This window comes from Streptomyces sp. NPDC086147 (genome assembly GCF_040702165.1).
In the GTDB taxonomy this organism is placed as follows: Bacteria; Actinomycetota; Actinomycetes; order Streptomycetales; family Streptomycetaceae; genus Streptomyces.
In genome coordinates this window covers 245,880-272,429 of sequence record NZ_JBFBJO010000002.1, presented here as the reverse complement: position 1 = coordinate 272,429, position 26,550 = coordinate 245,880, and the positions used below count along the sequence as shown (strand labels likewise).

The following is a 26,550-nucleotide window of genomic DNA, read 5'->3' as shown; positions in this document are numbered from 1 at the left end:
AGAACCGGGCGGCGGACCTGCGCGGACGCGTAGGTTCGCCGCATGGACCCCATCACGGTGACTCCGCGGCTGCACCTGCTCGACCACCCCATCGGCCAGGCCTACCTCTGGCGGGACGAGGAGGAGCTGACCCTGATCGACGCGGGCTGGGCGGGTACGGCGGACGCGACGGCGGCGGCCGTACGGGCGGCCGGTCTGGACCCGGACCGGCTGCGCCGCATCGTGCTGACCCACTGCCACCGGGACCACGTGGGCGCGGCCGGGAAGCTCGCGGACCGCCACGGGGCCGAGATCGTGGCGCACCGCCTGGACGCGCCGGTGGTGCGGGGCGAGGCGCCGGTCCCCGAGCCCGACCTCCTGGACTGGGAACTCCCGCTGTACGAGCACGGTCTGACCGTGCCGGAGGCGCCGCCGACCCGGGTGGACCGGGAGGTCGGGGACGGCGAGGAGCTCGGCTTCGGCGACGGGGCCGTGGTGGTCCACACCCCCGGTCACACCCCGGGCTCGATCGCCGTGCACCTCCCCCGCCACGGCGTGCTGTTCGCCGGGGACACGGTGGCCTCGGTCCGGGGGGTGACCTTCGGCGTGTTCCACGCCGACCGCGCCCTCGCCCTGGAGTCGATGCGGAGGCTGGCGGAGCTGGACCCGTCGGTGCTGTGCTGCGGCCACGGCGCGCCGGTGGTCACGGACACGGCGGCCCGGCTGAGGGCGGCGGCGACGGCCGGGGCGGTCGTCCCGACCTGAGCGGCCCCGGTCGGGCCCCCGGGTGTCGCCGCCCGCCCCGGCCGGTCACCCCACCGGCACCCCGGCCTCCAGGTTGAGCACCGTGCCCCGCTCCCGCGCGCGCAGGGCCCAGCGGAGGCGCTGGTAGCGGACGGGCGGCAGCAGTTCGGCGGCCTCCTCCTCGGTGACGAAGCGCCAGTCGCGCAGTTCGGCGCCGGGAAGGCTCAGCCGCTCGGTGTCGGCGGGCCGGAGCGTGCCGCCGTCGAAGAGGAGGCGCAGCCCTCCGTAGCCCGGGGGCGCGGGCCGCTCCCAGTCGACGAGCAGCAGCCGGGGCACGGCGTCGAGCGCGAGGCCGACCTCCTCGGCCACCTCCCGCATCCCGGCCCGCGCCGGGGGCTCGCCCGGCTCCACGACGCCGCCGGGGAACTCCCAGCCGGGCTTGTAGGTGGGGTCCACGAGCAGGAAGCGGTCCCGTTCGTCGAAGAGCAGCACACCGGCGGCGACGGTCTCGCCGGTCGGCTCGGGCGTCTGGACGATCCCGCAGGGGGCGGCGAGCCCTTCCCGGATCGCGTCGGCGACGGCCCGGGCGGTCGCGGCCGCGGTGAGCGCCGAGTTGTCGACGGCGTACGCGTCGGCGGCGAGCCAGTCGAGGGCGGCACGGTACGGGTCCACGTGCCCGTGGCACCACTCCCGGACGCGGGCGTCGACCTCGGGGTCGCCGTACTCCGCCCGGGTGTCGATCCGTTGACGCAGGATCGTTTCCTCAGGTGTGAGCAGGATGTGGCGCACCTCGATGCGGCGGGCGGCGAGGCCGCCGAAGATCTCGTCCCGGTACTCCTGGCGGATCAGGGTCATGGGGACGACCAGGACGCCGCCGGTCTCGGCGAGCAGGGCGGCGGCGGTGTCGACGACGAGCCGCCGCCAGATCGGCAGGTCCTGGTAGTCCTCCACCTCGGCGAGCCGCTTGGCCGGAAGGAGCCGGCGCACCGCGCCGCCGGTCAGCTCGGGGTCGTACAGGGTGCTGTGCGGGATCAGATCGACCAGTTCACGCGCGGTGCTGGACTTTCCCGCGCCGAACGCCCCGTTGATCCAGACGATCACGTTTCCCCCTCTTCGATAGCCCCCTGTGGCTTGCCCGCAACACCCTGCCACGGAAACCACGATCGTATGGATCGGCGGCGGGACCGGCATGCGCGTGACACTTCGGGGAAACCGTCGTTGGGAACGGCAAGCACGAGGGGTGTGGAGATGAGTCGTACGGTTCTCGAACGTTTTCCGGCCGGCGGTCCGCGGGGCAGCTGGCCCGCCGAGGAGTTCGCCGGCGCGCGGCGCGACGAGGGCGTGCCGGCCCGGGTCGTGATGGACCTGGAGTCCGACACGTTCCTGGTGGTGGTCGAACAGAGACCGCCGGAGCGGAGGAAGGCCGAAGGCAGGCTGATCGGCCCGAGGAGGTCCGAGCGGGCCCGGGAGTAACCGGGCGCGCGAGCGGACGAGTGGGCGGGCAACCGGGTCCGCGAACGGACGAGTACGGGAGCAGCCGGGCGCGGGAGCGAACGAGTACGGGAGCAGCCGGGCGCGAGGACGCGAGGAGTCGTCGCGCCCCGCCGCGTGACGCCGTCCGTACGGCCTCAGGAACCGCCGCCGGCACCCGCGTTCGCGTCGGCGCGCGTCCCCTCCTCCCGCGCGTGCGCGGCGGCCGACGCCGCGCCGAGGAGGCCCGCGTCCGTGCCCGTGAGCGCCGGGACGACCTTCAGGTCCCGTACGAAGGAGAGGGTGGCGTAGCCGCGGAGGCTGCGCCGGAGCGGGGCGAAGAGGACCTCGCCCGCGCCCGCCACCCCGCCGCCGACGACCGCGACGTCGATCTCGACGAGGGCCGCCGTGGCGGCGATGCCCGCGGCGAGCGCCCGGGCCGCGCGTTCGAACGAGGCGACGGCCACCGGATCCCCGGCGCGCGCGGAGGCGGCCACCGCGGCGGCGGAGACGTCGCCGTCGGGCCCAGGCCGCCAGCCGTTCTCCAGGGCGCGGCGCGCCAGGTGCGGGCCGCTGGCGAGGCGTTCGACGCAGCCGCGTCCGCCGCACGCGCAGGGCTCCCCGTCCAGGTCGACCACGATGTGCCCGATGTGACCGGCGTTGCCGGTGGGGCCCGTGTGCAGGCGCCCGTCGAGGACGAGCCCGCCGCCGACGCCCGTGGAGACCACCAGGCAGAGGGCGTTGTCGTATCCTCGGGCGGCTCCGAGCCAGTGCTCGGCCGCCGTCATGGCGACGCCGTCGCCGACGAGGGTGACCGGCCGGCCGCCGGCGGCCCGGCGGACCCGGTCGACGAGCGGGTAGTCGCGCCAGCCGGGGACGTTGACGGGGCTGACGGTCCCCCGGGCCGCGTCGACCGGGCCCGCGCTGCCGATGCCGACGGCGTCGGCCGCCTCCCACAGCGGGGAGGCGGCGAGGTCGCCGAGGACGCCCTCGACCGCCGCCATCACCGTCTCGCCGTCCTCACGCGCGGGCGTGGGCCGCCGGGACCGGACACGGACGCGCCCCTCGCCGTCGACCAGGGCGCCGGCGATCTTGGTACCCCCGATGTCGAGGGCGGCGACGAGGCCCGTGGCGAGGTCGGTGTGCATGGGCGGGAAACCTCCGGGGACGGCCGGGAACGGGGGGCGTTCCGTATGGTCTCACGCGGCCTGACAACGTTGTCCAGGCCCTATGCTCGTCCGGAGTCCGAAAGACGGCCCGGCCACGGCGGGGTCCCGACACGACGGAGGAACCGCAGACCGTGGCCGACACCGCCCACCGCCCCGAGCACCGCTACGGCAACCGGCCCACGATGAAGGACGTCGCCGCCAAGGCGGGCGTCGGCCTGAAGACGGTGTCCCGGGTGGTGAACGGCGAGCCGGGCGTCACGCCCGACACCGAACGGCGGGTGCAGGAGGCCATCGAGGTCCTCGGCTTCCGGCGCAACGACAGCGCGCGGGTGCTGCGCAAGGGCAGGACCGCGACCGTCGGCCTGGTCCTGGAGGACCTCGCCGACCCCTTCTACGGTCCGCTGAGCCGGGCGGTCGAGGAGGTCGCGCGGGCGCACGGGGCCCTCCTGATCAACGGGTCGAGCGCCGAGGACCCCGAGCGGGAGCAGGAGTTGGCGCTCGCGCTGTGCGCGCGCCGGGTCGACGGCCTCATCGTCATCCCGGCCGGCGACGACCACCGGTACCTGGAGCCCGAGATCAGGGCGGGCGTCGCCACGGTGTTCGTCGACCGCCCCGCCGGGCGGATCGACGCCGACGCGGTCCTCTCCGACAGCTTCGGCGGCGCACGCGACGGCACGGCCCACCTGATCGCGCACGGCCACCGCCGGATCGGTTTCGTCGGCGACCGCCCGTGCATCCACACGGCGGCCGAGCGGCTGCGCGGCTACCGCGCGGCGATGGAGGACGCGGGCCTTCCGGTCCACGAGGAGTGGGTCTCGCCGGGACCGACCGACCCGGAGCGGGTGGACGCGGCGGTACGGGAGATGCTGGCCGCGCCCGAGCCGGTGACGGCGCTGTTCGCGGGGAACAACCGGGTCACCGTCACGGCCGTCCGGGCCCTCGCCGGGCAGGACCGGCCGGTCGCCCTGGTCGGCTTCGACGACATCGAACTGGCCGACCTCCTGGGCATCACGGTCGTCGCCCAGGACGCCGCCGCGCTCGGCCGGACGGCGGCGGAGCGGCTGTTCCGGCGCCTGGACGGGGCGGACGGGGCGCCCGAGCGGGTGGTGCTCGGCACCACGCTCCTCCCCCGCGGCTCGGGCGAGATCGCACCGCCGGCCGTCTGAGGCCGGCCCCGGCGGCCGCCCGGTTACTCGGCCGAGGCCGTGAGGTCGCCGCGGCGCGGGGCCGCGAAGCGGTCGAGGGCGGCGCGGGTCATGCCGGTGAGGGCGTCGACCTCGGCGGTGTCGAGGGCGCCGCAGTCGATGCCGCGCAGCAGGTAGGAGCTGAGCGCCTTGGCGGTGGCCGGCTCGTCCATGACGTCGCCGCCCGCGTGGTTGGCGTAGGCGGAGAGGCGCTTGGCGGCGGCCTCGAAGCCCTCGCGGTAGAAGGCGAAGACGGCGGCGTAGCGGGTGGGGATGTGGCCGGGGTGCATGTCCCAGCCCTGGTAGTAGGCACGGGCGAGGGCGCGGCGGGTGAGGCCGTAGTGCAGCCGCCAGGCCTCGTGGACCTGCGCGGTGGAGCCGACCGGCAGGACGTTGGTGGAGCCGTCGGAGACGCGGACGCCGGTGCCGGCGGCGGCGACCTGCATGATCGCCTTGGCGTGGTCGGCGGCCGGGTGGTCGCTGGCCTGGTGGGCGGCGGAGACGCCGAGGCAGGCGCTGTAGTCGAAGGTGCCGTAGTGCAGTCCGGTGGCGCGCCCCTCGGCGGCCCCGATCATGCGGGCGACGGCGGCGGTGCCGTCGGCGGCGAGGATGGCCTGGCTGGTCTCGATCTGGATCTCGAAGCCGAGGCGGCCGGCGTCGAGGCCGTGGGCCTTCTCGAAGGCCTCCAGGAGGCGGACGAAGGCGGTGACCTGCTCGGGGTAGGTGACCTTGGGGAGGGTGAGGACGAGGCCCTCGGGGAGGCCGCCGTGCTCCAGGAGGCCGGTGAGGAAGACGTCGGTGGTGCGGATGCCCCGGTCGCGTACGGCGGCCTCCATGCACTTCATCCGGATGCCGGTATACGGGGCGGCGGTGCCGTCCGCGTACGCCTCGGAGACCAGCCGGGCGGCGCGGGCCGCGTCCCGGTCCTCGTCGTCGCCCCCGTAGCCGTCCTCGAAGTCGACCCGGAGGTCCTCGATCGGCTCGCGCTCCAGCTTGGCCCGCACGCGGCCGTACACGTCCTCGGCGAGGTCGTCGGAGAGGCCGAGGACGGCGGCGAAGGAGGCGGCGTCGGGGGCGTGTTCGTCGAGGGCGGCAAGCGCCTGGTCGCCCCAGGAGCGGACGGTGCCGGCGTCGAAGAGGTTGCCGGGGACGTAGACGGTGTGGACGGGCTGGCGGGTGCCGGGGTCCCCCGGGTAGCGGCGGTCCAGCTCGGCGTCCACCGCGGCGAGGGAGGCGCTGATGCCCTCGCTGACCGCGCCCGCGAGGCTCGTCGACACCTTCTCCTGCTGACCCATCCCACTACCCTCCTGTTTTCCGCTGCACGGAATCAACAATCCGTATGGCGAAGTTAACGGGCGGCCGGGACCCACGTCAATGGGTGTCCGAAACGGCCGGGGGCCGCACGGTGAGAGTTCACCGTGCGGCCCCCGGTCCGACAGAACCGCAGGTCAGCCCTTGCGGGTCTTGACCTCTTCGGTCAGCTGCGGGACGACCTCGAAGAGGTCGCCCACCACGCCGTAGTCGACGAGCTCGAAGATCGGCGCCTCGGCATCCTTGTTGATCGCGACGATCGTCTTCGAGGTCTGCATGCCCGCGCGGTGCTGGATCGCGCCGGAGATGCCCGAGGCGATGTACAGCTGCGGCGAGACCGACTTGCCGGTCTGGCCGACCTGGTTGGCGTGCGGGTACCAGCCGGCGTCCACCGCGGCGCGCGAGGCGCCGACGGCCGCGCCGAGCGAGTCGGCGAGGGCCTCGATGACGGCGAAGTTCTCGGCGCCGTTGACGCCGCGGCCGCCGGAGACCACGATCGCGGCCTCGGTCAGCTCCGGGCGGCCGGTCGACTCGCGCGGGGTGCGCGAGGTGACCTTGGTGCCGGTGGCCAGCGGGCCGAAGGAGACCGACAGGGCCTCGACGGCGCCGGCGGCCGGGGCGGCCTCGACGGGGGCCGAGTTCGGCTTGACCGTGATGACCGGGGTGCCCTTGGAGACGCGGGACTTGGTGGTGAAGGAGGCGGCGAACACGGCCTGCGTCGCCACCGGGCCCTCGTCACCGGCCTCCAGGTCCACGGCGTCGGTGATGACGCCGGAGCCGATGCGGACCGCGAGGCGGGCCGCGATCTCCTTGGCCTCGGCCGAGGAGGGGACCAGGACGGCGGCCGGGGAGACGGCCTCGTAGGCGGCCTGGAGGGCGTCGACCTTGGGGACGGCGAGGTACTCGGCGAACTCGGGCGCGTCGGCGGTCAGGATCTTGACCGCGCCGTGCTCGGCGAGGACCGGGGCGGTGTCGGCGGCGCCGTTGCCGAGCGCGACGGCGACCGGGTCGCCCAGACGGCGGGCGAGCGTCAGCAGCTCCAGGGTGGGCTTGCGGACGGCTCCGTCGACGTGGTCGACGTAGACGAGGATCTCAGCCATGGGGATTCAATCTCCTGCGAAGGTGAGGGGGAGGTCTGAGGCGGCTCGCGCGGGTCGCCGGACGCACGTCCGGCTCGCGCGGCTGAAGTCTTAGATGAACTTCTGGCCCGCGAGGAACTCGGCGAGCTGCTTGCCGCCCTCGCCCTCGTCCTTGACGATCGTGCCGGCCGTGCGGGCCGGACGCTCGGTGGCGGAGTCGACCGCGGTCCACGCGCCCTCCAGGCCGACCTCCTCGGCCTCCAGGTCGAGGTCGGAGAGGTCCAGGGACTCCACCGGCTTCTTCTTGGCGGCCATGATGCCCTTGAAGGACGGGTAGCGCGCCTCGCCCGACTGGTCCGTCACGGAGACGACGGCCGGCAGGGAGGCCTCCAGCTGCTCGGAGGCGGCGTCGCCGTCGCGGCGGCCGGTCACCTTGCCGTCCTCGATCTTCACCTCGGAGAGCAGCGTGACCTGCGGGACGCCCAGGCGCTCGGCCAGGATCGCGGGCAGCACGCCCATGACGCCGTCGGTGGAGGCCATGCCGGCGATGACCACGTCGTATCCGGTCTTCTCGATCGCCTTGGCGAGCACCAGCGAGGTGCCCATGACGTCGGAGCCGTGCAGGTCGTCGTCCTCGACGTGGACGGCCTTGTCGGCGCCCATGGACAGCGCCTTGCGCAGCGCGTCCTTGGCGTCCTCGGGGCCGACCGTGAGCACGGTGACCTCGGCGTCGTCCGCCTCTTCCGCGATCTGCAGGGCCTGCTCGACCGCGTACTCGTCGAGCTCCGACAGCAGGCCGTCGACGTCGTCGCGGTCCACCGTCAGGTCATCGGCGAAGTGCCGGTCGCCGGTGGCGTCGGGCACGTACTTCACACAGACAACGATCCTCAAGCTCACGCCGGCTCTCCTACTGCATCGTCATAACTGGGCTGCCTTGTTGCTCGCAGCATAGGCGCCTGAAGGGCGGGTTTCCGGTCGGGGCGCCGTACGCCCCGCCCGAAATATTACTCGCCAGTACACCCAGTTCGTTACCACTGAGCAACCGCTCAGCCGTGTGACCTTCCCAACGCGCGGAGAGCGGCGCGCACGGGAACTCTCAGTCGCGCAGCGCGTTGAAGCGTCCGTGGTGGTACAGGAGGGGCCGGCCCGCCCCGTCCGGGTCGCCCGCGACCGCCTCCGCGATCACGATCCGGTGGTCCCCGGCGGGCACCCGGGCCACCACGCGGCACACCAGCCAGGCGAGGACGTCGTCGAGCACGGGCACGCCCTCGGGGCCGACGCTCCAGGCAGTTCCCTCGCCGAAGCGGTCGGCGCCGCTGCGGGCGAAGGTGGCGGCCAGGTCCTGCTGGTGCTCGCCGAGTATGTGCACGCCGATGAACTCGGCCTCGGAGACCACCGGCCAGGAGGAGGATGAGGTGCCGACGCCGAAGGAGAGCAGCGGCGGGTCGGCGGCGACGGAGTTGAGCGAGGTCGCGGTGAATCCCACGGGGCGCTCGCCGTGCGCGGTGACGACCGCGACGCCGGCCGCGTGCCGGCGGAAGACGGAGCGGAGCAGATCGGGTGAGGCCTGCCGGGGGGCGCCGATCGTGGGAACGGTGCGGAACTCGGGCGAAACCGTCATGGAATTGTCCTTCTGCGAGGGCGGCATGGAGGAGTCCTGGGGTGGGTCAGACGCCCGGACAGCGCGCGCTCGCGTTGCGGGCCAGGTCCACGTGGGCCCGGCCGTAGAGAAGGAGTTCCAGAGTCACTCCGTCAGGGTGACGATCGGTGGCGGTTGCAGTCAAGTGCGTACCGCGATGTGGGAGGAGCGGCACCGCGCGGGCCGGACGGGCCGGGCGGGGTTGCGTCGCGCGGGCCGGGGGGTGCGCCGTCGCGCGGACCGGGGGAGGTGTCACCGCGTCAGACCGCCCGTCCCAGGGCGGCGATGACGTCCGCCCTGCGGGGCTGCCCGGCGGCCCGGCGGACGACGCGCCCGGTCCGGTCCAGGACGAGCACGGTGGGGGTGCGGGCGATGCCGAGCGCGCGCACGAGGTCGAGCCGGGCCTCGGCGTCGATCTCGACGTGCCCCACGCCGGGCACCATCGCGGCGACCTCGGCGAGGGTGCGGCGGGTGGCCCGGCAGGGCTGGCAGAAGGCGGTCGAGAACTGGACGAGGGTGGCCCGCTCCCCCAGTTCGGCGCCGAGCGCCTCCGGTCCCAGGACCTCGCTCATCCCTCTCCGTTCCCTTCGTCTCCGCGCGCGCCCGTTCCGCGCGCCACGGGGTACAGCGCCGCGGGACGGGCATTCGATTCCCGTTCCGGCCACCGCGAGTGACGAGAATCTCCCCTCGCAAACGCGCTCAGGCTGGTCACGGCGTCCCTCATGGGGCACGATCTGCCCAAAGCCGAAAACCTACGGCCGCGTAACTTCGCCGGGAGAACCCTCCCCGGACAAGCAGGAAGAAGGGGTTCCTCTCCGATGGCAGAACTCGTCTATCGGCCGGTCGTCGGCGCCGCTCTGACCATGTTCAAGGCGCTGGACCTGAAGATCGACACGCAGGGTTCGGAGCACATCCCGCGGACCGGCGGAGCCGTCCTGGTCAGCAACCACATCAGCTACCTGGACTTCATCTTCACCGGTCTCGCCGCGCTGCCGCAGAAGCGCCTGGTGCGCTTCATGGCGAAGGAATCGGTCTTCCGGCACAAGATCTCCGGCCCGCTCATGCGCGGCATGAAGCACATCCCGGTGGACCGCTCGCAGGGCGAGCACGCCTACCGGCACGCCCTGGAGTCGCTGCGGTCCGGCGAGATCGTCGGCGTCTTCCCCGAGGCGACCATCTCCCAGTCCTTCACCCTCAAGGGCTTCAAGACGGGCGCGGCGCGCCTCGCGCAGGAGGCGGGCGTCCCGCTGATCCCGATGGCGCTGTGGGGCACCCAGCGGGTCTGGACGAAGGGCCGGCCGCGGAACTTCAAGCGGAACCACATCCCGGTGACGATCCGCGTCGGCGAGGCCGTGGAGGCCCCCGCCGACCAGTACGCGGGCGCCATCACCCGGCGGCTGCGCGAGCGCGTGCAGGAGCTCCTGGAGGCCGCGCAGCGCGCCTACCCGGTCCGCCCCAAGGACGCGGGCGACACCTGGTGGGTGCCCGCGCACCTCGGCGGTACGGCTCCGACGCCGGCCCAGGTCAAGGAAGCCTGACCGGCTCCGGCCCGGTCGGCTCCAGCCCGGCGGGAAGGGTCCGGTCCAGGTGCGGCCGGTCGCGGGCGGCCCTCAGGGCCGCCAGGACGGCCGGGTGCGGCTCGGCGTGGAGCAGCGGGTAGTCCACCTCGCCGAGCTCCGGCCGTACGGACCGGACGAGCCGCTCCTCCCCCAGGGAGAACCGGGTGTCGACGCCCGGCGCGTTGCCCCTCGGGTCCTGGCGGGCCCAGGTCCGCTCCCCCGGCAGCAGGACGGCGGTGAGGCCGTGCACCACGGGGTGGGATCCGTCGTCGTCGGTGAGCCGCTGGTAGCAGAGGGCGGCCGGGATGCCCCGGGCCCGCAGGAGCGCCGCGTACGCGACGGTCTTGGCGTAGCAGATGCCGGTGCGCAGCTCCAGGACGTCGGAGGCGCGCCAGGTGACGCGGAGGTCGCCGGAGTCCATGGAGTGCGGGATCGCGTCGCGCACGTACGCGAAGGCCGCCTCGGCGTACCCGCGGGCGTCGGGGTGCCCGGCGGAGAGGCGGTCCGCCACCTCCCGTACGCGCGGGTGCTCGTGGTCGACGGCCTCGCCCGCGGCGAGGTAGGCGTCGACGTCCGGGTCCTGCTGGATGAGTTCCATGCGGGACGACCCTAGGGAGACGGCCGGACGGAGTCAATGAATTTCCGTCCGGCCGTATATTCATGCATTCCGGTTCAGCGGGCCAGCTCTTCCTTCAGGGCCTGGAGGAAGGCGTCCACGTCGTCCTCCGTGGTGTCGAAGGCGCACATCCAGCGCACGTCGCCGGCGGCCTCGTCCCAGAAGTAGAAGCGGAAGCGCTCCTGGAGCCGGCGGCTCACCTCGTGCGGGAGACGGGCGAAGACCGCGTTGGCCTGGACCGGGTAGAGGATCTCCACCCCGTCGAGGGCGCGCACCCCGGCCGCGAGGCGCTGGGCCATCGCGTTGGCGTGGCGGGCGTTGCGCAGCCACAGGTCCTTCGCGAGCAGCGCCTCCAGCTGCACCGACACGAACCGCATCTTCGACGCGAGCTGCATGGACAGCTTGCGCAGGTGCTTCATGTGGCTGACCGCGTCCGGGTTCAGCACGATCACGGCCTCGCCGAAGATCATCCCGTTCTTGGTCCCGCCGTACGAGAGCACGTCCACGCCCACCGCGTTGGTGAACGCGCGCATGGGCACGTCCAGCGAGGCGGCGGCGTTGGCTATCCGGGCCCCGTCGAGGTGCACCTTCATGCCCTTGGAGTGGGCGTGCTCCACGATCGCGCGGATCTCGTCGACCGTGTAGACGGTGCCCAGCTCGGTGTTCTGGGTGATCGAGACGACCTGGGGCATGGCCCGGTGCTCGTCCTCCCAGCCCCAGGCCTGCCGGTCGATCAGCTCGGGGGTGAGCTTGCCGTCCGGGGTCGGCACGGTGAGCAGCTTGAGGCCGCCCATCCGCTCCGGCGCGCCGCCCTCGTCCACGTTGATGTGGGCCGACTCGGCGCAGATGACGGCACCCCAGCGGTCCGTGAGCGCCTGGAGGGCGGTCACGTTGGCACCGGTGCCGTTGAAGACCGGGAACGCCTCGGCGCTCGGCCCGAAGTGGCTGTGCACGATCCGCTGGAGGTGGTCGGTGTACTGGTCCTCGCCGTAGGCGACCTGGTGGCCCTCGTTGGCGAGGGCGAGGGCCGCGAGGATCTCGGGGTGGACGCCGGCGTAGTTGTCGCTGGCGAAGCCCCGGACCGACGGGTCGTGGTGACGACGCGCGTCGGTCCTGGGTCCGATGGCCGCGGTCACGGCTCGGGGGTCAGCCACAGGCGCTGTCCATTCACTTCCTGGGCGGGCCTGTCCCACAGGCCGGCGACCTCTGCGGCCAGGTCGTCGACGTCGGTGAAGCCCGCGAACTTCGCGTTGGGGCGCTCGGCGCGCATCGCCTCGTGCACCAACGCCTTGATCACCAGGATCGCAGCCGCCGCCTGCGGGCCTTCGTCGCCCCCCAGCTTGCGGAAGGAGTCCGCCATGGCGAGGGTCCAGGCCTCGGCCGCCGCCTTGCCCGCGTTGTACGCGGCGTTGCCCGCGACCGGCTTGTGGGCGCCGACCTGGCTGATCAGGGCGTAGCGGCCGCGGCCGCCCGCGCGGAGCAGCGGGTCGTGGAAGGCGAGCGAGGTGTGCTGGACCGTGCGGACCAGGAGCTTCTCCAGGAAGTCCCAGTCCTTGAGCTCGGTCTCCGTGAAGGAGGGGCTGCCGCGCCAGCCGCCGACGAGGTGGACCAGGCCGTCGATCCGGCCGAACTCCTTCTCGGTCTTCGCGGCCCAGTCGCGGGTGGCGGCGAGGTCGAGCAGGTCGACGGTGTCGCCGACGACCGTGGCGCCGCCGTGCGCGTAGCGGGCGGCGTCGACGGCCTCCGCGAGGCGGGCCGGGTCCGCGTCGGACGCGACCACGGTCGCGCCCGCGTCGGCGAGCCGCAGCAGCGTGGCGCGGCCCGCGGGGCCGGCCGCTCCGGCGACCGCGATGACGGCGCCGTCGAGCGGCCCGCCGTTTCCTTCGGCGTTCATGGACACCGTCTCCTCCGTGCGCTCGGCGTTCCCCGGTCCTTCGGCAGGAGCGCTCACGCGGCGGCCCGCTCGGTGCGCGGGGCGCCGGCGGCGGTGATCCCCTTGGTGTCGGCGATCACGCCCTTCAGCTTCTTGGCGAGGGCCTCGAAGAACATGCTGAGCGGAAACTCGTCCGGAAGCACGTCGTCCACGAGCTTGCGCGGCGGCAGGGAGAGGTCGAGGGCGTCGGGGCCCTTGGCCCACTTCGAGCCCGGGTGCGGGGCGAGGTAGGTGGAGACCAGCTCGTACGCCTTGAACCAGTGGACGAGCTTGGGGCGGTCGATGCCGTCGCGGTAGAGCTTCTCGATCTCGGCGCAGAGCTGGTTGGTGACCTCGGGGGCCCGCTGCCAGTCGATCTTGAGCGTGTTGTCCGTCCAGCGCACCACGTCGTGCTTGTGGAGGTACGCGAAGAGGAGCTGGCCGCCGAGGCCGTCGTAGTTGCGGTTCCGGTCGCCGGAGAGCGGGAAGCGGAACATGCGGTCGAAGAGGACGGCGTACTGCACGTCACGGCCGTGCGTGTTGCCCTCGGCCTCCAGCTTCACGGCCTCCTTGAAGGCGGTGAGGTCGCAGCGGAGCTCCTCCAGGCCGTACATCCAGAAGGGCTGGCGCTGCTTGATCATGAAGGGGTCGAAGGGCAGGTCGCCGTGGCTGTGGGTGCGGTCGTGGACCATGTCCCAGAGCACGAAGGCCTTCTCGCAGCGCTCCTGGTCGTCGATCATCGCGGCGATGTCGGAGGGCAGCTCGATGCCCAGGGTGTCGACGGCGGCCACGGTGACCTTGCGGAAGCGGGCGGCCTCGCGGTCGCAGAAGATGCCGCCCCAGGTGAAGCGCTCGGGGGCCTCGCGGACGGCGATGGTCTCCGGGAAGAGGACGGCCGAGTTGGTGTCGTACCCGGCGGTGAAGTCCTCGAAGGTGATGCCGCAGAAGAGCGGGTTGTCGTAGCGGGTGCGCTCCAGCTCGGCGAGCCACTCGGGCCAGACCATGCGGAGCACGACGGCTTCCAGGTTGCGGTCCGGGTTGCCGTTCTGCGTGTACATCGGGAAGAGCACGAGGTGCTGGAGCCCGTCGGCGCGGTCGGCGGCCGGCTGGAAGGCGAGCAGCGCGTCCAGGAAGTCCGGCACCGCGAAGCCGCTCGCGGCCCACTTGCGCAGGTCGGAGACGAGGGCGCGGTGGTAGGCGGCGTCGTGCGGGAGGAGGGGGGCGAGCCGCTCGACCGCGTCGACGACCCGGTCGAGGGTCTGCTCGACGAGGGAGCGGGCGGGGGCGCCCTCGGCCTCGAAGTCGACGGAGCCGTCCGCGCTCTGCCAGGCGCGGATCTCCTCCACGGCGTTCTTGAGCTCGGGCCAGGCCGGGTGGTCGACGACCCGCTCGTCGGTGGCTATCTCCCCACCGGTCACGTCCTGCACAAGAATTTCCGTCATGCCTCTTCCTCCACAGGAGAACCTCGCGTCAAGACACCGTATACATCGACGCTTCTCCCCCACAAGAGGAGCAAGAGAAATTATCCTGTGCGACCCCCCTGTCGACAGAAGTTTTTCCTGTCACCAGGGGGCGAGGCCACTCTTCCGCCATTCGGGTGCTTTCGCCCCGGGTCCGTTCTCTCGACCCGGCCCGACGGCTCACACCAGCGGCTTGACGAGCAGCTCGAACTCCAGGTCGTCGCGCTGGGGCAGGCCGAAGCGCTCGTCGCCGTAGGGGAAAGGCGTCGTCCGGCCCGTCCGCCGGTAGCCGCGCCGCTCGTACCAGGCGATCAGCTCCTCGCGCACGGAGATCACCGTCATGTGCATCTCGCGCACGTCCCACAGCTCGCGCACCCGGCGCTCGGCCTCCGCGATGATCAGCTTGCCGAGGCCCGCGCCCTGGAGCTCGGGACGGACGGCGAACATGCCGAAGTAGGCGGCCTCCCCGCGGTGCTCCAGCTGGCAGCAGGCGACGGTCTCGCCGTCCCGCTCGACGACCAGGAGGCGGCTGCCGGGGGCGGTGATGACGGCGGCCACGCCCTCGAGGTCGGTGCGCTGCCCCTGGAGGATGTCCGCCTCCGTGGTCCAGCCGGCCCGGCTGGCGTCGCCCCGGTAGGCCGACTCCACGAGCGGGACGAGGACGGGGACGTCCTCCAGGACCGCTTCGCGATAGCCGATCCGGCCGGTCTCCTGGGACGTGGCGGTGTCCATGTACGGGGCTCCCCTCGGGCTTCGGTGATCGGCGTGCGCGATCGCCCCGAGCCTAACGCGCGCACCTTTCGCTCCCCCTCGTACGCCTGTGCGCAACCGTGCGCCCGCGTACCGCCCCGGGGCGGCGGGCATCCCTCCCCGGAGGGGACGGGTGTCGAGGGGGAGGTGTGCCGTGCACGGACCGGCTCTGTCCGGGTGGCTGCTGGTCACCCTGTGCGCGGCGACGGGCGTGTACTGCCTGCTGCGGATGCGCGCGGGCACCGGGCGGGAGCGGCGGGCCGCGGGCGGCGAGGCGGTGATGGGGTTCGGGATGGCGTTCATGGCGCTGCCCGCGGCGGTCCTGACGCCGCCGGGGTGGAGCTGGGCGGTGTACGCGGCGGTGTTCGGCGCGACGGCGCTGCACGGCCTGCTCGCCGTCCGGCACGGCGCCCACCACCTGCACCACCTGGTGGGCTCGCTCGCCATGGTCTACATGGCGGTGGCGATGGCCGCCCCCGGCGCGCCGGGGGCGCACGCGGGGCACGCGGCGGCGGGCGCGGGGGGCATACCCGTGCTCACGGGCGGGCTCCTCCTCTACTACACGGTGTACGTGCTGCGCGCGGGGGCGCGGCTCGTCCCGGTGGCGGCGACCGCGGGCGGCCCGATGGGCGGCGGCGTGCCGACGGGCGGGTCGGCCCGGGCGGGCGGCCCGGAGACGACGCTGGCGTGCCGTCTGTCGATGGCGCTGGGCATGGTGGCGATGCTCGTGACGCTCTGAGGGGGCGAGGGACGGGGGACCGGCGGCGTGCGGGCGGGTGCTCGCACGGCCGGGAGAACCGGGCGGGCAGGAGTCCGGACGCGCAACGAAACCGTGGCGTACGTCACTTGCTCTCCGCGCCCGTACCCCCGACCCGTACCGCACTCATAGGCTGGCGCCATGTGGGTCTCCCTCGTGCTGTTCCTGCTCGGCCTCCTGACCGCCCTCGTGGCCCCCCGGCTGCTGTCCAGGGCGGACTGGGTCGAGCGAGAACCCGTGGTGGCCCTGTGGGTCTGGCAGTGCGTGGTGGCCGCCGTCCTGCTGAGCTTCGCGCTCTCCATGACGTTCAGCGCCTCGGCCGCCTGGCAGGCCGTGCGGGGCCAGGTCTTCGCGCCCGCGCCGAGCGCCGTGATCGAGGCGTACGAGCTCGGCACGAGCGGCCCCTGGTCCGCGGTGCTCGCGGTGGTCCTCGCGGCCGGCGGGGTGTGGTCCGGGGCGATGCTGGGGCGGGAGATCGGGCAGGCCCGCGCCCGGCGCCGGCAGCGCCGCTGCGACCTGCTCGTCCGCGCGCCCCTGATGCCCGGGGAGGAGCCGGGCGGCGAGCGCCTGGTGGTCCTGGAGGGCGAGCGGGCGGACGCCTGGTGGCTGGCGGGGCCCACGCCCCAGCTCGTCATCACCACGGCGGCGCTGCGCCGCCTGAAGGGGCGTCAGCTCGACGCGGTCCTGGCGCACGAGCAGGGCCACGCCCGGGCCCGGCACGACTGGCTGCTGCACTGCTCGGCGGCGCTGGCCGCCGGCTTCCCGGGCGTTCCCGTCTTCACGGCCTTCCGGGAGGAGATGCACCGGCTCGTGGAGCTGGCCGCCGACGACGTGGCCTCGCGCCGGTTCGGGCGGCTGACGATCGCGCTCGCGCTGGTCGAACTGAACGAGGACCGCGGGGTGTTCGGGCCCGGTCCGGTCCCGGGCGGGGGTCTGCCCCAGCGGGTGAACCGGCTCCTGACCGCGGCGCCCCGGCTCACGGCCGGACGCCGGCTGCGCCTGACGGCGGCCGCGTCCCTGGTGCCGGTGGTCCCGGTGCTCGTGGCCTTCGTCCCGGCCCTCCGCGCGCTGGGTTAGCCCTCTGACCCGCGGGGCACCCCGGGAGGCGCGCGAAGCACGCGGAGGGCCGTCCGGGGCGTGTGAGGGATCATGCGGCGGCGATCCTGGGGCAGGATCGGCCCATGCGCTCCTCCGCCGTGGTCTCCGGAGTCCTGTCCGCCCTGCTGATCGCGCTCGTCGCCGTGGGATGGTCGCCGCTGCTCTCCTTCGACCGGGCGGTCGCCGAGGAGCTGCACCGCGGCGCCGTCGCCCACCCCGGCCTCACCCGGGTCAACCGCGTCCTGAGCGACTGGGTGTGGGACCCGCTGACGATGCGCGCCCTGGCCGCCGGCACGGTGGTGCTGCTGTGGTGGCGGAGGGAGCGGCGGCTCGCCCTGTGGGTGGCCGGGACGAGCGTCCTGGCCCTGCTCCTCCAGCAGGGTCTGAAGGCCCTGGTGGGGCGGGAGCGGCCGCAGTGGCCCGATCCGGTCGACCAGGCGCACTACGCGGCCTTCCCGTCCGGGCACGCGATGACGGCGACGGTCGTCTGCGGGCTGCTGCTGTGGGTCCTCGCGCTGCACTGGCGGGACGGGTGGCGCGGCTGGGCGGCGCTGGCGAGCGCCGCGGTCGTGTCCGTGCTCGGAGTGGGGTGGACCCGGACCTACCTCGGCGTCCACTGGCCCTCGGACGTCGTCGGGGGCTGGCTCCTCGGCTGGTTCTGCGTGTCCGTGGCGGTCCTCACGTACCGCCGGAGCGGGCGGCGCGGCGTGCGGACCGCTCCCGGGGCCGGGGACGGTGGCGACGAGGACGGGGGGAGCAGAATGGACGGAGAACGATGAAGCCGTCTGTTCTGGACGATCCCCCGTGTCGCCCAGAACAGACGGCCTCCCCGGCGGTCCGCCACGGGGGCAGGCCGACGGTGTGCGCCGAGTATATTGGCCGGCAGCCAGTCAACGCAGGAGTCCAGCATGTCCCCGCGTAGCCCATCGGTCAATGAAGAGCTCCGGCGCCGGTCGCGGGAGCGCATTCTGCAGGCCACGGTGGAGCTCGTCGACACGCGGGGCTACGAGGCGACCACGCTCGGCGACATCGCGGAGCGGGCGGGCACGGCGCGGGGGCTGATCTCGTACTACTTCCCGGGCAAGCGGCAGCTCCTCCAGTCGGCGGTGCACCGGCTGATGCACCTCACGCTGGAGGCGGCGCTCGAACGCGAGCCGCGCACGGAGGACGGCCGGGAGCGCCTGGCCCGCGCGATCGACGCGATCCTGGGGCTCGCGGTGGAGCGCCCGACCCTGATGCGGACCCACATGGCGGGCATCCTCCAGGCCGAGGGCTTCGTGCGGTGCGAGGAGCAGCAGCGCCTCGCCTTCCTGCTGCGCGACACGGTGGAGCGGTACGGCTCCGAGGACGTGGACACGGACTATCCGCTGCTGCGGGCCCTGCTGATGGGCGCGGTGGTGGCGGTGCTGCTGCCGGGGGCCCCGATGCCGTGGACGCGGCTGCGGTCGGAGCTGTTCGCGCGCTACGGCCTCGACCAGGAACTGGGCGCGCCGCCGGACGGGGATGCGTCCGGCGGCGCGCCACGGCTCGGGTCGACGGCGGGCCCCGGGGGTCCCGCCGGGCGGGGTCAGTCGAAGTAGTCCGGCTGCGTCTGGACGTTGAGCTCGTCCAGCCGGATCCACCTCGCGGGGTCGGTCAGGCGGTCGGAGATCTTGAGGACGTCGAAGCCCTTGGCGATGTCGTTCGAGTAGATATGGCCGTTGTAGTAGTACGCGGACCACGAGCCGCCGACCGACAGGGTGGTGTCGGAGAGCGGGCCGCGCTCGAAGTAGGCGATCTCCTTCGGCTCGGCCGAGTTCGTGAAGTCCCAGACGGAGACGCCACCCTGGTACCAGGCCTGGACCATGAGGTCCTTGCCCTTGACCGGGATCAGGGAGCCGTTGTGGGCGACGCAGTTCTCGGTGGCGGCCTGGTGGCGCGGGATCTTGAAGTAGCTGCGGAAGACGAGCTTGCGCTTCTTGCCCTTGCCGACGATGTCGTAGATGCCGTCAGCGCCCCGGTTCGGGCCGACCTCGGCGTTGCAGGTGGCCGCGCCGCCGCCGCCGAGTTCGTCGGTGAAGACGACCTTGTTCGCCTTCAGGTTGAAGGTCGCGGAGTGCCAGAAGGCGAAGTTGACGTTGTCCTGGACGCGGTCGATCACCCGGGGGCGCTCGGGGTCGGAGATGTCGAAGAGGATGCCGTCGCCCATGCAGGCGCCGGCCGCGAGGTCCTCCTCCGGCAGCACGGTAATGTCGTGGCAGCCGGTGGTCTTGGAGACGCCCGGGTTGGTGGGGGCGCCCGGGTTGCCGCCGCCGTCCGGGCCCTCGCCCGGGAAGAGGACGGGGAAGCCGACGAGCCTGGCCTTCTCGGGCGCCTTGCGGGGCACCTTGATGACCGAGATGCCGTCGTGCGGGGGCTGGCAGTCGGGGAACGCGGCCCCGGGGCCGTACGACGAGACGTAGATGTACACGTCCTTGCGCTGCGGCACGATCGTGTGGGTGTGGGAGCCGCAGGCGGTCTCGACGGAGGCGACGTACTTCGGGTTCCCGATGTCGCTGATGTCGAAGATCTTCATGCCCTCCCAGGACTCCTTGACCGTGGCGGGCTGGGTGGTGCTCGCGCAGGAGTCGTCGCTCCGGGAGGAGTCGGTGGAGAGGAAGAGCAGGTCCCCGGAGACCGAGATGTCGTTCTGGGAGCCGGGGCAGAGGACCTGGGCGACGGTCTTCGGGGAGCTCGGCCTGCTGATGTCGAAGATCCGGAAGCCGTCGTAGTTGCCGGCGAAGGCGTACTTGCCCTGGAAGGCGAGGTCCGTGTTGAGGCCCGGCAGGGCGTCCTTGGGGATGTTCGCCAGGTGCTCGATGTTCCGGGTGTGGACGATCTCGTCCACGCCGGGTATCTCGCCGCTCCGGATCGCGGAACGCGCTTCGGCGGCCTGCTCCGAGGAGACGGTGGCCCGCGTGGGGGCGTCTCCGGGGTCGGGGGTGGCGGCCACGGGCCCGGCGGCGAGCAGCGTGGCCAGCAGTCCGGCCGCGGCGGATGCCACGCCCAGGCGTCTGATCCGTCCGCGCGGGTCGCGCGCGGCGGTCGTGGTACGCGGGGTACGCAACGAAGTCACTCCGTCCTCCCTGGTGTCCGTTCGGTCCCGAACGGATGCTGGACCCCGGCAGTATCTTCCTTGCCGTGCACATCTCAACAGATGGCAACACAGACGTAATGAAGGATTCTGATCGGTACCCCGGAGAAAAGTGCTAGGAACGGTCACGGTCCCGCAAGAACATCTGGAGGTCGCGTTGTTGATCCGCCGTCAGCGTGCCGTCGTCGCCGCGGCCCTCTGCGCCGCCGCCGTACTCGCCCTGGGCGCCTGCGACGCGGAGCCGGACGAGGGCTCGCCGCGGGCGGCGTCGACCGGGGGGACGGTGATCGCGCCGGGGAAGCCGGGCGAGCCGGCCCGGCGGGTGTCCCCCGAGGAGGCCGCCCGGCTGCTCCCCGACGAGAGCCCGAACGGCGCGGACTTCCGGTACGTCCAGATGATGATCGTGCACCACCGCCAGGCCCTGACGATGACGGAACTGGCGCCGGGGCGGGCGGAGTCCGACGGGGTCAGGAAGGTGGCCGAGCGGATCTCGGCCGCCCAGAAGCCGGAGATCGGCGCCATGGAGGGGTGGCTGAAGAGCAACGGCGGGCCGCGCGACCAGGGGGCGCACGATCACCACTCGATGCCGGGCATGGCCACGGAGGCCCAGTTGGCCGAGTTGCGCGAGGCCCGGGGCAAGGCCTTCGACGAGCTCTTCCTGAAGCTCATGGTCACCCACCACCAGGGGGCCGTGACGATGGCGGCGGAGCTGCTGGGCGCGGGCAACAACGGCCTGGTGGAGGAGATGGCGAACGACGTGATCGCCCAGCAGACCTCGGAGATCAACCGGATGCGCTCGCTGTAGGAGCGGGTGCCTCCCCGGTGGTGGGCGCCTCCCGGGCGCGGCCGTCAGGCCGCCGCGCCCCCGCCCGCTCCCTCGCGGTCGGCCTGGGCGGCCGCTGCCGCGAGGACGGTGTCGAGGAGGCCGGGGAAGAGGGCGTCGAGGTCGTCCCTGCGCAGGACGTTGAGCTTCGCCGTCCCCCGGTAGACCTGCCGGACCACCCCGCTCTCGCGCAGCACCCGGAAGTGGTGCGTCGTCGTGGACTTGGTCACCGGGAGGTCGAAGTACGAGCAGCTCAGCTCGGTGTCCTCGCGCGCCATCTCCCGCACGATCCGCAGGCGCACGGCGTCCGCGAGCGCGTGCAGCACGTCTTCGAGGCGGATCTCGTCGCCCTCGGGGTGTTCGAGGACGCGCGGGCTGCTGGTGGTCGTCATGGCGGCGGCTCCACTTCATCCGGGAAGACGCCATTGTACGAGGGATCCCGTAGTTCGATGATCGCCGTAGTTTGACAAGGGTCGTAGTACGGTGAGTATCGTACGAGCGTCTTCGCGGCATCCCGAGACCGAGGCACCCCGAAACGGAGTCCGTCATGAGCGTCGCCCTGTTCGAGCCCTACACCCTGCGTTCCCTGACCTTCCCCAACCGGGTCTGGATGGCGCCCATGTGCCAGTACTCGGCGGTGGCGACCGGACCGGACGCGGGTGTCGCCCACGACTGGCACTTCGCCCACTACGCCGCCCGCGCCACCGGCGGCGCCGGACTGATCCTGGTCGAGGCGACCGCCGTCGCCCCCGAGGGCCGCATCAGCCCGGCGGACCTCGGCCTCTGGAACGACGCCCAGACCGAGGGGCTGCGGCGGATCGCCGGCTTCCTCAAGGAACACGGCACCGTGCCCGGCATCCAGATCGGTCACGCCGGGCGCAAGGCCTCGACCGACCGCCCCTGGGAGGGCCGCGGGCCCGTCGCGCCCGGCGGCGACGGCTGGCAGCCCGTCGGCCCCAGCCCGGTCCCGTTCGACGAGGGCCACCCGGTCCCGACCGAGCTGACCGAGGAGCGGATCCGGGAGATCACCGGGCAGTTCGCGGACGCGGCCCGCCGCGCCCTGGACGCCGGGTTCGAGGTCGTCGAGGTGCACGGCGCCCACGGCTACCTCATCGGCGAGTTCCTCTCCCCGCACAGCAACCGGCGCACGGACGCGTACGGCGGCTCCTTCGAGAACCGGACCCGCTTCGCCCTGGAGGTCGTCGACGCGGTGCGCGCCGTGTGGCCCGAGGAGCTTCCCGTCTTCTTCCGGATCTCGGCCACCGACTGGCTGGAGGAGCAGGGCTGGACGCCCGACGAGACCGTGCGGTTCGCCGCGCTGCTGCGCGAGCACGGCGTGGACCTCCTCGACGTCTCCAGCGGCGGCAACGGCGGACCGGCCCGGATCCCGGTGGGCCCCGGCTACCAGGTGCCCTTCGCCGCCCGCGTCAGGGCGGAGACCGGGCTGCCCGTGGCCGCCGTCGGCCTCATCACCGAGAGCGGACAGGCCGAGAAGATCGTCGCCGGCGGCGAGGCCGACGCGGTCCTCCTCGGCCGCGAGCTGCTGCGCGACGCCTCCTGGCCCCGCCGCGCCGCCCGCGAACTGGGCGCGGAGATCCAGGCGCCGTCGCAGTACGCCTGGGCGATCTGACGAGGTCCCGGGGGCGGGGGCGCGTCCGGGAGGCGTTGTCAGTGGGCGGGTGCAGACTGGCCACATCCGTGACAAAGACGTCCTGGAGGTGGCAGCCATGCCCGACGCACTCCTCACCGTGGGGACCCGCAAGGGCCTCTTCATCGGCCGCAGGCACGAGGGGCGGTGGGAGTTCGACGACCCGGCGTTCCCCGCCCAGGCGGTGTACTCGGTCGCCGTCGACACCCGGGGGCCGGTCCCGCGCCTGCTCGTCGGCGGGGACAGCGCCCACTGGGGCCCGTCCGTCTTCCACTCCGACGACCTGGGCCGGACCTGGACCGAACCCTCCCGGCCGGCCGTGCGGTTCCCCGAGGACACCGGGGCCTCCCTGGAGCGCGTCTGGCAGTTGCACCCGGCGCCGGAGCACTCCCCCGGCGTGGTGTACGCGGGGACGGAGCCGGCCGCGCTCTTCCGGTCGGCCGACGGTGGCGAGTCCTTCGACCTGGTCCGGCCGCTGTGGGAGCACCCGACCCGCTCGCGGTGGGTGCCCGGCGGGGGCGGCGAGGCCGTGCACACCGTGGTCACCGACCCCCGCGACCCCGACGCGCTCACGGTCGCGGTGTCCACCGCCGGGGTGTTCCGGTCGCGGGACGGCGGGGCGGCGTGGGAGCCCTCCAACGAGGGCGTGTCCGCGGTGTTCCTGCCGGACCCGCACCCCGAGTTCGGGCAGTGCGTCCACAAGATCGCCCAGGACGCGGGCGACCCGGACCGGCTCTACCTCCAGAACCACTGGGGCGTCTTCCGCAGCGACGACGCGGGCGCCGTCTGGTCCGACATCGGCTCGGGGCTGCCCTCCGACTTCGGGTTCGCGGTCGCCGCGCACCCCCACCGCCCCGGCACCGCCTACCTCTTCCCCATCACGGCGGACTCCGACCGGGTGCCGGCGGGCCGCCGGTGCCGGGTCTACCGCACGACCGACGCCGGGGGCACGTGGGAGCCGCTGACGGCCGGACTGCCCGGGGGCGACCACTACGGCACGGTGCTGCGGGACGCGCTGTGCACGGACGACGCGGACCCGGCGGGCGTCTACTTCGGCAACCGGAACGGCGAGTTGTACGCGAGCGAGGACGACGGGGACACCTGGCGGCTCCTCGCCGAACACCTGCCGGACGTGCTGTGCGTGCGGGCGGCGGTGGTCTGAGGCGTACGCACAGGGGTGGTCCGGGACGTGCGGGCGGCGGTGGTCTGAGGCGTACGCACAGGGGTGGTCCGGGACGTGCGGGCGGCGGCCGGAGGCGCGCCGCCCGCGTTCCGGGTCACGGTTCGCCGGGTCAGGGCAGGCGCCAGTCCACCGGCTGCGCGCCCAGGCCGAGCAGGAGTTCGTTGGCGCGGCTGAAGGGCCGGGAGCCGAAGAAGCCCCGGTCCGCCGACATCGGGGACGGGTGCGCGGACTCGACCGCCGGGAGGCCGTTCAGGAACGGGCGGGTGTTGCGGGCGTCGCGGCCCCACAGGATCGACACCAGGGGCTTGCCCCGGGCCGCGAGGGCGCGGATCGCCTGCTCGGTGACCTCTTCCCAGCCCTTGTCCCGGTGGGCGCCCGGCTTGCGCGGGGCGGTGGTCAGGGCCCTGTTGAGGAGCAGGACGCCCTGGCTGGTCCAGGGGGTCAGGTCGCCGTTGGACGGCCGGGGCAGGCCCAGGTCGGTGTGCAGCTCCCGGAAGATGTTCTCCAGGCTGCCGGGCAGCGAGCGGACCTCGGGCGCGACCGCGAAGCTCAGCCCGATCGCCATTCCCGGCGTCGGATAGGGGTCCTGACCCACGATCAGGACCCTCACGTCGTCGAAGGGCTGCTGAAAGGCCCGCAGGACGTTCGGCCCGGAGGGCAGGTAGGTCCGGCCCGCGGCGATCTCCGCCCGCAGGAAGTCGCCCATGGCCGCCACACGTCCCGCGACGGGGCTCAAGGCCTCCGCCCAGCCGGGCTCCACCAGTTCACTCAAAGGTCGCGCTGTCACGGTCCGTCACTCTACCGGCCTACAGTGACAACGGCCCCGGACGTCCGCCCGGCCCCTCCCACCCCGCACGAGGACGGTGCATTTTGGTTTCCGTGAACGCCCCCTCCGACGGTCCGGCCGGTCTGGTCGTCGGCGTCGACTCCGGTGGTTCGGGGCTGCGGATCGCCCTGGCCGACGCCGCCACCGGCACGGTGCTCGACGGCAGCGCCTCGCGCGAACCGGTGCGGACCGGACCGGGCGGGATCTCCGCCTCCCACTTCCTGGAACAGGTCCTGCCGGCTGTCCGCGCCCTGGCCGGGCCCTTCGGCGGACGGCCGGTGCGCGCGGCGGCCGTGGGCGCCGCCGGCATGGCGACCCTCGGGGACGAGCTGCGGGCCGTGCTGCCGGGCGCGCTCGCGGAGGCGTGGGGGGTGCGGCGGCTCGCCCTCGCGGCCGACGCGGTCACCGCCTACGCGGGAGCGCTCGGACAGCGGCCGGGCGCGGTCGTCGCGGGCGGGACGGGGATGATCGCGCTCGGCACGGACCTGACGGCCTGGCGGCGGGCCGACGGCTGGGGGCATCTCCTGGGCGACTGCGGCAGCGGCGCCTGGATCGGCCGGGCCGGTCTGGAGGCGGCGATGCGCGCGTACGACGGGCGGCGGGGCGGTTCGGCGGCGCTCCTGGACCGGGCCGAGAAGCTGTTCGGGCCGGCGGCGGGGCTTCCGGCCGCGCTCTATCCGCGCGCGGACCGGCCCGCGGTGCTCGCCTCCTTCGCGCCGGAGGTGGGGCGCTGCGCCCCGGAGGACCCGGTGGCGGCGGACATCCTCGCGCGGGCCGGCGCGCACATCGCGGAGGCGGCCGGGGCCGTGTGCCCGGCCGGGTCCGGCGCCGCGGTGGCCCTGACCGGGGGCCTTTTCAGAATGGGCGACCCCCTGCTCGTACCCCTGGGGGCCGCGCTCGGGGAGCTGCTCCCGCACGTCCGGAGGGTGGAGGCGGCGGGCGATCCGCTGGCCGGGGCGGTCGCCCTCGCCTCGGCGCTCGCCACCGGGACGCTCCGGCTGCCGGAGGACCCGTCACTGCTCCGGCTGTTCGGCGAGGGTCCCTCGTAGCGGGACGTCCTCGCAGGTGGGGGCCGGTGCGGCGGGCCGGAGGACGGCCGGGCGGGGGCGGAGGCGGGGCCGAAGGGAGCGGAAGCGCCTCCGGGACCGGACATAGAGGGACAGAAGGCGCGTGACCGCACCTCAGCGAACGGCGGCGGGGGCGAAACCAGTAGCATGCGGCGCCATGAGCTCCCCCACTGGGCCTGCTTCCGGCCTGCCTGTACGAATGCCTCGACCCCGCCAGTCCGGGCGGCACCGTCGCCCCGAACCCGCGGCGGCGCCCGAGGGCGCTCCCGCACTGGTTCTCGCCGTGCCCGGCGTGCCGTCCGCCGCCATACGCTCGCTGGCCGAAGAGGTCGTGAGCATCGCCCGTTCCGAGCTGCCCGGCCTGGAGGCCGCGATCGGCTTCCTGGAGGGCGACGACGCCGAGTTCCCGTCCCTGGCGAACGTGCTGACGGCCGTCGAGTCGCTGCGCACCCAGCGGTACGAGCTGGCCCTGGCCGCCGGCCGCGAGGTCACCGCCCCGACGGGCCCGGCCGCGGTCGTCGTCCCGCTGCTCGCCGGTCCGGACAGCGCCCAGACGCGCCGGGTCCGCCAGGCCGTGATGGACGGCGGCAACACCGCCGAGCTGACCGACGTCCTCGGTCCGCACCCGCTGCTCGCGGAGGCGCTGCACGTGCGCCTGTCGGAGGCGGGCCTGGCCCGTGCCGACCGCGCCCGGCTGTTCACGGTCACGACGGCCGCCGACGGCATCATCCTGGCCACGGTCGGCGGCGAGGAGGCCGTGCAGGCCGCCGGGATCACCGGCATGCTGCTGGCCGCGCGCCTCGCCGTGCCGGTGATCGCCGCCGCGCTCGACCAGGAGGGCTCGATCGCCTCCGTCGCCGAGCAGCTGCGCGCCGCGGGCTCGGAGCAGCTGGCCCTCGCGCCGTACCTGATCGGTCCCGAGCTGGCCGAGGGGCTCCTCGACGAGGCCTCGAAGGAGGCCGGGTGCGCCGCCGCCGAGCCGCTGGGCGCCTACCCGGCGATCGGCAAGCTGGTCCTCTCGCAGTACTCGGCCGTGCTGGGCATCCCGCCGCAGCAGCCGCAGGGCGCGCCCGCGCTCTGAGGGGCGCGACGCCGTTCGCCGTTCCCACGGAAGGGCCCGCACCGGACGGTGCGGGCCCTTCGGCGTGTCCGGGCCGGGGGCGG

Annotated in this window: 28 protein-coding genes; 13 read left to right on the top strand and 15 right to left on the bottom strand. The window is 73.7% G+C overall.

Translation table 11 applies throughout. The features are described from left to right. The first annotated feature begins 42 nt into the window (after positions 1 to 42). Positions 43 to 744, top strand: coding sequence for an MBL fold metallo-hydrolase (locus AB0398_RS06135; protein ID WP_366372647.1), 702 nt, complete (start codon positions 43 to 45; stop codon positions 742 to 744). Positions 745 to 789: 45 nt separating this feature from the next. Here the strand turns inward: AB0398_RS06135 and AB0398_RS06130 are convergent, their stop codons facing one another. After that, positions 790 to 1,824 carry an NUDIX domain-containing protein gene (locus AB0398_RS06130; protein WP_366372645.1) on the bottom strand — a complete coding sequence of 345 codons (1,035 nt, stop codon included), beginning with the start codon at positions 1,822 to 1,824 and terminating at the stop codon, positions 790 to 792. Between the two features lie 147 nt (positions 1,825 to 1,971). Between AB0398_RS06130 and AB0398_RS06125 the strand changes: the two genes are divergently transcribed. Then, positions 1,972 to 2,196, top strand: a complete 225-nt coding sequence (locus AB0398_RS06125; RefSeq protein ID WP_366372644.1) for a hypothetical protein — start codon at positions 1,972 to 1,974, stop codon at positions 2,194 to 2,196. Between the two features lie 155 nt (positions 2,197 to 2,351). Here AB0398_RS06125 and AB0398_RS06120 read toward each other — a convergent pair whose 3' ends face one another. Continuing rightward, a complete protein-coding gene (locus tag AB0398_RS06120) occupies positions 2,352 to 3,341 on the bottom strand; it encodes an ROK family protein (protein WP_366372643.1) in 990 nt (329 codons plus the stop codon). 203 nt (positions 3,342 to 3,544) lie between these two features. Between AB0398_RS06120 and AB0398_RS06115 the strand changes: the two genes are divergently transcribed. After that, positions 3,545 to 4,528 carry a LacI family DNA-binding transcriptional regulator gene (locus AB0398_RS06115; RefSeq protein ID WP_366373011.1) on the top strand — a complete coding sequence of 328 codons (984 nt, stop codon included), beginning with the start codon at positions 3,545 to 3,547 and terminating at the stop codon, positions 4,526 to 4,528. A 23-nt stretch (positions 4,529 to 4,551) separates the two neighbouring features. Here the strand turns inward: AB0398_RS06115 and AB0398_RS06110 are convergent, their stop codons facing one another. From AB0398_RS06110 to AB0398_RS06090, 5 genes are all read right to left on the bottom strand, one after another. Next, entirely contained in the window at positions 4,552 to 5,841 is a 1,290-nt protein-coding gene (locus AB0398_RS06110; protein WP_366372641.1) for an aldolase/citrate lyase family protein, read from the bottom strand. Between the two features lie 153 nt (positions 5,842 to 5,994). Next, complete coding sequence (locus tag AB0398_RS06105) at positions 5,995 to 6,957, bottom strand: electron transfer flavoprotein subunit alpha/FixB family protein (protein ID WP_366372639.1); 963 nt, start codon at positions 6,955 to 6,957, stop codon at positions 5,995 to 5,997. A gap of 90 nt (positions 6,958 to 7,047) precedes the next feature. Beyond that, positions 7,048 to 7,833 (bottom strand): electron transfer flavoprotein subunit beta/FixA family protein, encoded by a 786-nt coding sequence (locus AB0398_RS06100; RefSeq protein WP_365548084.1) that lies wholly within the window; start codon positions 7,831 to 7,833, stop codon positions 7,048 to 7,050. Positions 7,834 to 8,032: 199 nt separating this feature from the next. Continuing rightward, positions 8,033 to 8,557, bottom strand: a complete 525-nt coding sequence (locus tag AB0398_RS06095; RefSeq protein WP_366372637.1) for a flavin reductase family protein — start codon at positions 8,555 to 8,557, stop codon at positions 8,033 to 8,035. Between the two features lie 278 nt (positions 8,558 to 8,835). Next, positions 8,836 to 9,147 carry a thioredoxin family protein gene (locus AB0398_RS06090; RefSeq protein ID WP_366372635.1) on the bottom strand — a complete coding sequence of 104 codons (312 nt, stop codon included), beginning with the start codon at positions 9,145 to 9,147 and terminating at the stop codon, positions 8,836 to 8,838. 246 nt (positions 9,148 to 9,393) lie between these two features. Between AB0398_RS06090 and AB0398_RS06085 the strand changes: the two genes are divergently transcribed. Next, positions 9,394 to 10,113, top strand: coding sequence for a lysophospholipid acyltransferase family protein (locus AB0398_RS06085; RefSeq protein WP_366372633.1), 720 nt, complete (start codon positions 9,394 to 9,396; stop codon positions 10,111 to 10,113). On the opposite strand, the gene AB0398_RS06080 is transcribed toward AB0398_RS06085, so the two are convergent. The 5 genes from AB0398_RS06080 to AB0398_RS06060 all read right to left on the bottom strand — a co-directional run bounded on the left by AB0398_RS06080 (position 10,100) and on the right by AB0398_RS06060 (position 14,854). Continuing rightward, positions 10,100 to 10,732: a transglutaminase family protein gene (locus AB0398_RS06080; protein WP_366372631.1), complete on the bottom strand. Its 633-nt coding sequence runs from the start codon at positions 10,730 to 10,732 to the stop codon at positions 10,100 to 10,102. The genes AB0398_RS06085 and AB0398_RS06080 overlap by 14 nt on opposite strands. A 74-nt stretch (positions 10,733 to 10,806) precedes the next feature. After that, positions 10,807 to 11,886 (bottom strand): low specificity L-threonine aldolase, encoded by a 1,080-nt coding sequence (locus AB0398_RS06075; RefSeq protein WP_366372629.1) that lies wholly within the window; start codon positions 11,884 to 11,886, stop codon positions 10,807 to 10,809. After that, a complete protein-coding gene (locus tag AB0398_RS06070; protein ID WP_366372627.1) occupies positions 11,883 to 12,644 on the bottom strand; it encodes an SDR family oxidoreductase in 762 nt (253 codons plus the stop codon). Before AB0398_RS06070 ends, AB0398_RS06075 begins: the two co-directional genes overlap by 4 nt. A gap of 53 nt (positions 12,645 to 12,697) precedes the next feature. Continuing rightward, complete coding sequence (locus tag AB0398_RS06065; protein ID WP_366372625.1) at positions 12,698 to 14,104, bottom strand: DUF6421 family protein; 1,407 nt, start codon at positions 14,102 to 14,104, stop codon at positions 12,698 to 12,700. Positions 14,105 to 14,302: 198 nt separating this feature from the next. Beyond that, positions 14,303 to 14,854: a GNAT family N-acetyltransferase gene (locus tag AB0398_RS06060; RefSeq protein ID WP_366372623.1), complete on the bottom strand. Its 552-nt coding sequence runs from the start codon at positions 14,852 to 14,854 to the stop codon at positions 14,303 to 14,305. Between the two features lie 172 nt (positions 14,855 to 15,026). Here AB0398_RS06060 and AB0398_RS06055 point away from each other — a divergent pair, with 172 nt between their 5' ends. The 4 genes from AB0398_RS06055 to AB0398_RS06040 all read left to right on the top strand — a co-directional run bounded on the left by AB0398_RS06055 (position 15,027) and on the right by AB0398_RS06040 (position 18,307). Beyond that, a complete protein-coding gene (locus tag AB0398_RS06055) occupies positions 15,027 to 15,611 on the top strand; it encodes a DUF5134 domain-containing protein (RefSeq protein ID WP_366372621.1) in 585 nt (194 codons plus the stop codon). Between the two features lie 159 nt (positions 15,612 to 15,770). Continuing rightward, the gene (locus AB0398_RS06050) at positions 15,771 to 16,706 is read left to right on the top strand and encodes a M56 family metallopeptidase (RefSeq protein ID WP_366372619.1); all 936 of its coding nucleotides are present in this window, start codon (positions 15,771 to 15,773) and stop codon (positions 16,704 to 16,706) included. 104 nt (positions 16,707 to 16,810) lie between these two features. Next, a complete protein-coding gene (locus AB0398_RS06045; protein WP_366372617.1) occupies positions 16,811 to 17,506 on the top strand; it encodes a phosphatase PAP2 family protein in 696 nt (231 codons plus the stop codon). Between the two features lie 129 nt (positions 17,507 to 17,635). Next, positions 17,636 to 18,307 carry a helix-turn-helix domain-containing protein gene (locus AB0398_RS06040; RefSeq protein WP_366372615.1) on the top strand — a complete coding sequence of 224 codons (672 nt, stop codon included), beginning with the start codon at positions 17,636 to 17,638 and terminating at the stop codon, positions 18,305 to 18,307. Here AB0398_RS06040 and AB0398_RS06035 read toward each other — a convergent pair. Then, entirely contained in the window at positions 18,295 to 19,821 is a 1,527-nt protein-coding gene (locus AB0398_RS06035) for a hypothetical protein (protein WP_366372613.1), read from the bottom strand. The two genes, AB0398_RS06040 and AB0398_RS06035, sit on opposite strands and share 13 nt — an antisense overlap. 175 nt (positions 19,822 to 19,996) lie before the next feature. Here AB0398_RS06035 and AB0398_RS06030 point away from each other — a divergent pair, with 175 nt between their 5' ends. Further along, positions 19,997 to 20,644, top strand: coding sequence for a DUF305 domain-containing protein (locus AB0398_RS06030; protein ID WP_366372611.1), 648 nt, complete (start codon positions 19,997 to 19,999; stop codon positions 20,642 to 20,644). A gap of 44 nt (positions 20,645 to 20,688) precedes the next feature. Here the strand turns inward: AB0398_RS06030 and AB0398_RS06025 are convergent, their stop codons facing one another. Then, positions 20,689 to 21,054 (bottom strand): ArsR family transcriptional regulator, encoded by a 366-nt coding sequence (locus tag AB0398_RS06025; RefSeq protein ID WP_366372609.1) that lies wholly within the window; start codon positions 21,052 to 21,054, stop codon positions 20,689 to 20,691. 155 nt (positions 21,055 to 21,209) lie between these two features. Between AB0398_RS06025 and AB0398_RS06020 the strand changes: the two genes are divergently transcribed. Together AB0398_RS06020 and AB0398_RS06015 are read left to right on the top strand one after the other, a co-directional pair. After that, positions 21,210 to 22,292, top strand: a complete 1,083-nt coding sequence (locus AB0398_RS06020) for an NADH:flavin oxidoreductase/NADH oxidase (RefSeq protein ID WP_366372607.1) — start codon at positions 21,210 to 21,212, stop codon at positions 22,290 to 22,292. A gap of 97 nt (positions 22,293 to 22,389) precedes the next feature. Beyond that, positions 22,390 to 23,472 (top strand): exo-alpha-sialidase, encoded by a 1,083-nt coding sequence (locus AB0398_RS06015; RefSeq protein ID WP_366372605.1) that lies wholly within the window; start codon positions 22,390 to 22,392, stop codon positions 23,470 to 23,472. A 130-nt stretch (positions 23,473 to 23,602) separates the two neighbouring features. On the opposite strand, the gene AB0398_RS06010 is transcribed toward AB0398_RS06015, so the two are convergent. Beyond that, positions 23,603 to 24,280 (bottom strand): uracil-DNA glycosylase, encoded by a 678-nt coding sequence (locus AB0398_RS06010; RefSeq protein WP_366372603.1) that lies wholly within the window; start codon positions 24,278 to 24,280, stop codon positions 23,603 to 23,605. A gap of 83 nt (positions 24,281 to 24,363) precedes the next feature. Here AB0398_RS06010 and AB0398_RS06005 point away from each other — a divergent pair, with 83 nt between their 5' ends. Both AB0398_RS06005 and AB0398_RS06000 read left to right on the top strand, forming a co-directional pair. Next, a complete protein-coding gene (locus AB0398_RS06005) occupies positions 24,364 to 25,368 on the top strand; it encodes a BadF/BadG/BcrA/BcrD ATPase family protein (RefSeq protein WP_366372601.1) in 1,005 nt (334 codons plus the stop codon). A 175-nt stretch (positions 25,369 to 25,543) separates the two neighbouring features. After that, positions 25,544 to 26,467 carry a hypothetical protein gene (locus tag AB0398_RS06000; protein WP_366372600.1) on the top strand — a complete coding sequence of 308 codons (924 nt, stop codon included), beginning with the start codon at positions 25,544 to 25,546 and terminating at the stop codon, positions 26,465 to 26,467. Positions 26,468 to 26,550: the final 83 nt, after the last annotated feature.

Bases quoted from the DNA above. Each gene is read 5' to 3' on its own strand.
- AB0398_RS06015 (WP_366372605.1), top strand. From the start codon at position 22,390: ATGCCCGACGCACTCCTCACCGTGGGGACCCGCAAGGGCCTCTTCATC.
- AB0398_RS06025 (WP_366372609.1), bottom strand. From the start codon at position 21,054: ATGACGACCACCAGCAGCCCGCGCGTCCTCGAACACCCCGAGGGCGAC.
- AB0398_RS06040 (WP_366372615.1), top strand. From the start codon at position 17,636: ATGTCCCCGCGTAGCCCATCGGTCAATGAAGAGCTCCGGCGCCGGTCG.
- AB0398_RS06085 (WP_366372633.1), top strand. From the start codon at position 9,394: ATGGCAGAACTCGTCTATCGGCCGGTCGTCGGCGCCGCTCTGACCATG.
- AB0398_RS06060 (WP_366372623.1), bottom strand. From the start codon at position 14,854: ATGGACACCGCCACGTCCCAGGAGACCGGCCGGATCGGCTATCGCGAA.
- AB0398_RS06070 (WP_366372627.1), bottom strand. From the start codon at position 12,644: ATGAACGCCGAAGGAAACGGCGGGCCGCTCGACGGCGCCGTCATCGCG.
- AB0398_RS06120 (WP_366372643.1), bottom strand. From the start codon at position 3,341: ATGCACACCGACCTCGCCACGGGCCTCGTCGCCGCCCTCGACATCGGG.
- AB0398_RS06065 (WP_366372625.1), bottom strand. From the start codon at position 14,104: ATGACGGAAATTCTTGTGCAGGACGTGACCGGTGGGGAGATAGCCACC.
- AB0398_RS06095 (WP_366372637.1), bottom strand. From the start codon at position 8,557: ATGACGGTTTCGCCCGAGTTCCGCACCGTTCCCACGATCGGCGCCCCC.
- AB0398_RS06020 (WP_366372607.1), top strand. From the start codon at position 21,210: ATGAGCGTCGCCCTGTTCGAGCCCTACACCCTGCGTTCCCTGACCTTC.
- AB0398_RS06135 (WP_366372647.1), top strand. From the start codon at position 43: ATGGACCCCATCACGGTGACTCCGCGGCTGCACCTGCTCGACCACCCC.
- AB0398_RS06000 (WP_366372600.1), top strand. From the start codon at position 25,544: ATGAGCTCCCCCACTGGGCCTGCTTCCGGCCTGCCTGTACGAATGCCT.
- AB0398_RS06045 (WP_366372617.1), top strand. From the start codon at position 16,811: ATGCGCTCCTCCGCCGTGGTCTCCGGAGTCCTGTCCGCCCTGCTGATC.
- AB0398_RS06125 (WP_366372644.1), top strand. From the start codon at position 1,972: ATGAGTCGTACGGTTCTCGAACGTTTTCCGGCCGGCGGTCCGCGGGGC.
- AB0398_RS06110 (WP_366372641.1), bottom strand. From the start codon at position 5,841: ATGGGTCAGCAGGAGAAGGTGTCGACGAGCCTCGCGGGCGCGGTCAGC.
- AB0398_RS06105 (WP_366372639.1), bottom strand. From the start codon at position 6,957: ATGGCTGAGATCCTCGTCTACGTCGACCACGTCGACGGAGCCGTCCGC.
- AB0398_RS06050 (WP_366372619.1), top strand. From the start codon at position 15,771: ATGTGGGTCTCCCTCGTGCTGTTCCTGCTCGGCCTCCTGACCGCCCTC.
- AB0398_RS06080 (WP_366372631.1), bottom strand. From the start codon at position 10,732: ATGGAACTCATCCAGCAGGACCCGGACGTCGACGCCTACCTCGCCGCG.
- AB0398_RS06090 (WP_366372635.1), bottom strand. From the start codon at position 9,147: ATGAGCGAGGTCCTGGGACCGGAGGCGCTCGGCGCCGAACTGGGGGAG.
- AB0398_RS06115 (WP_366373011.1), top strand. From the start codon at position 3,545: ATGAAGGACGTCGCCGCCAAGGCGGGCGTCGGCCTGAAGACGGTGTCC.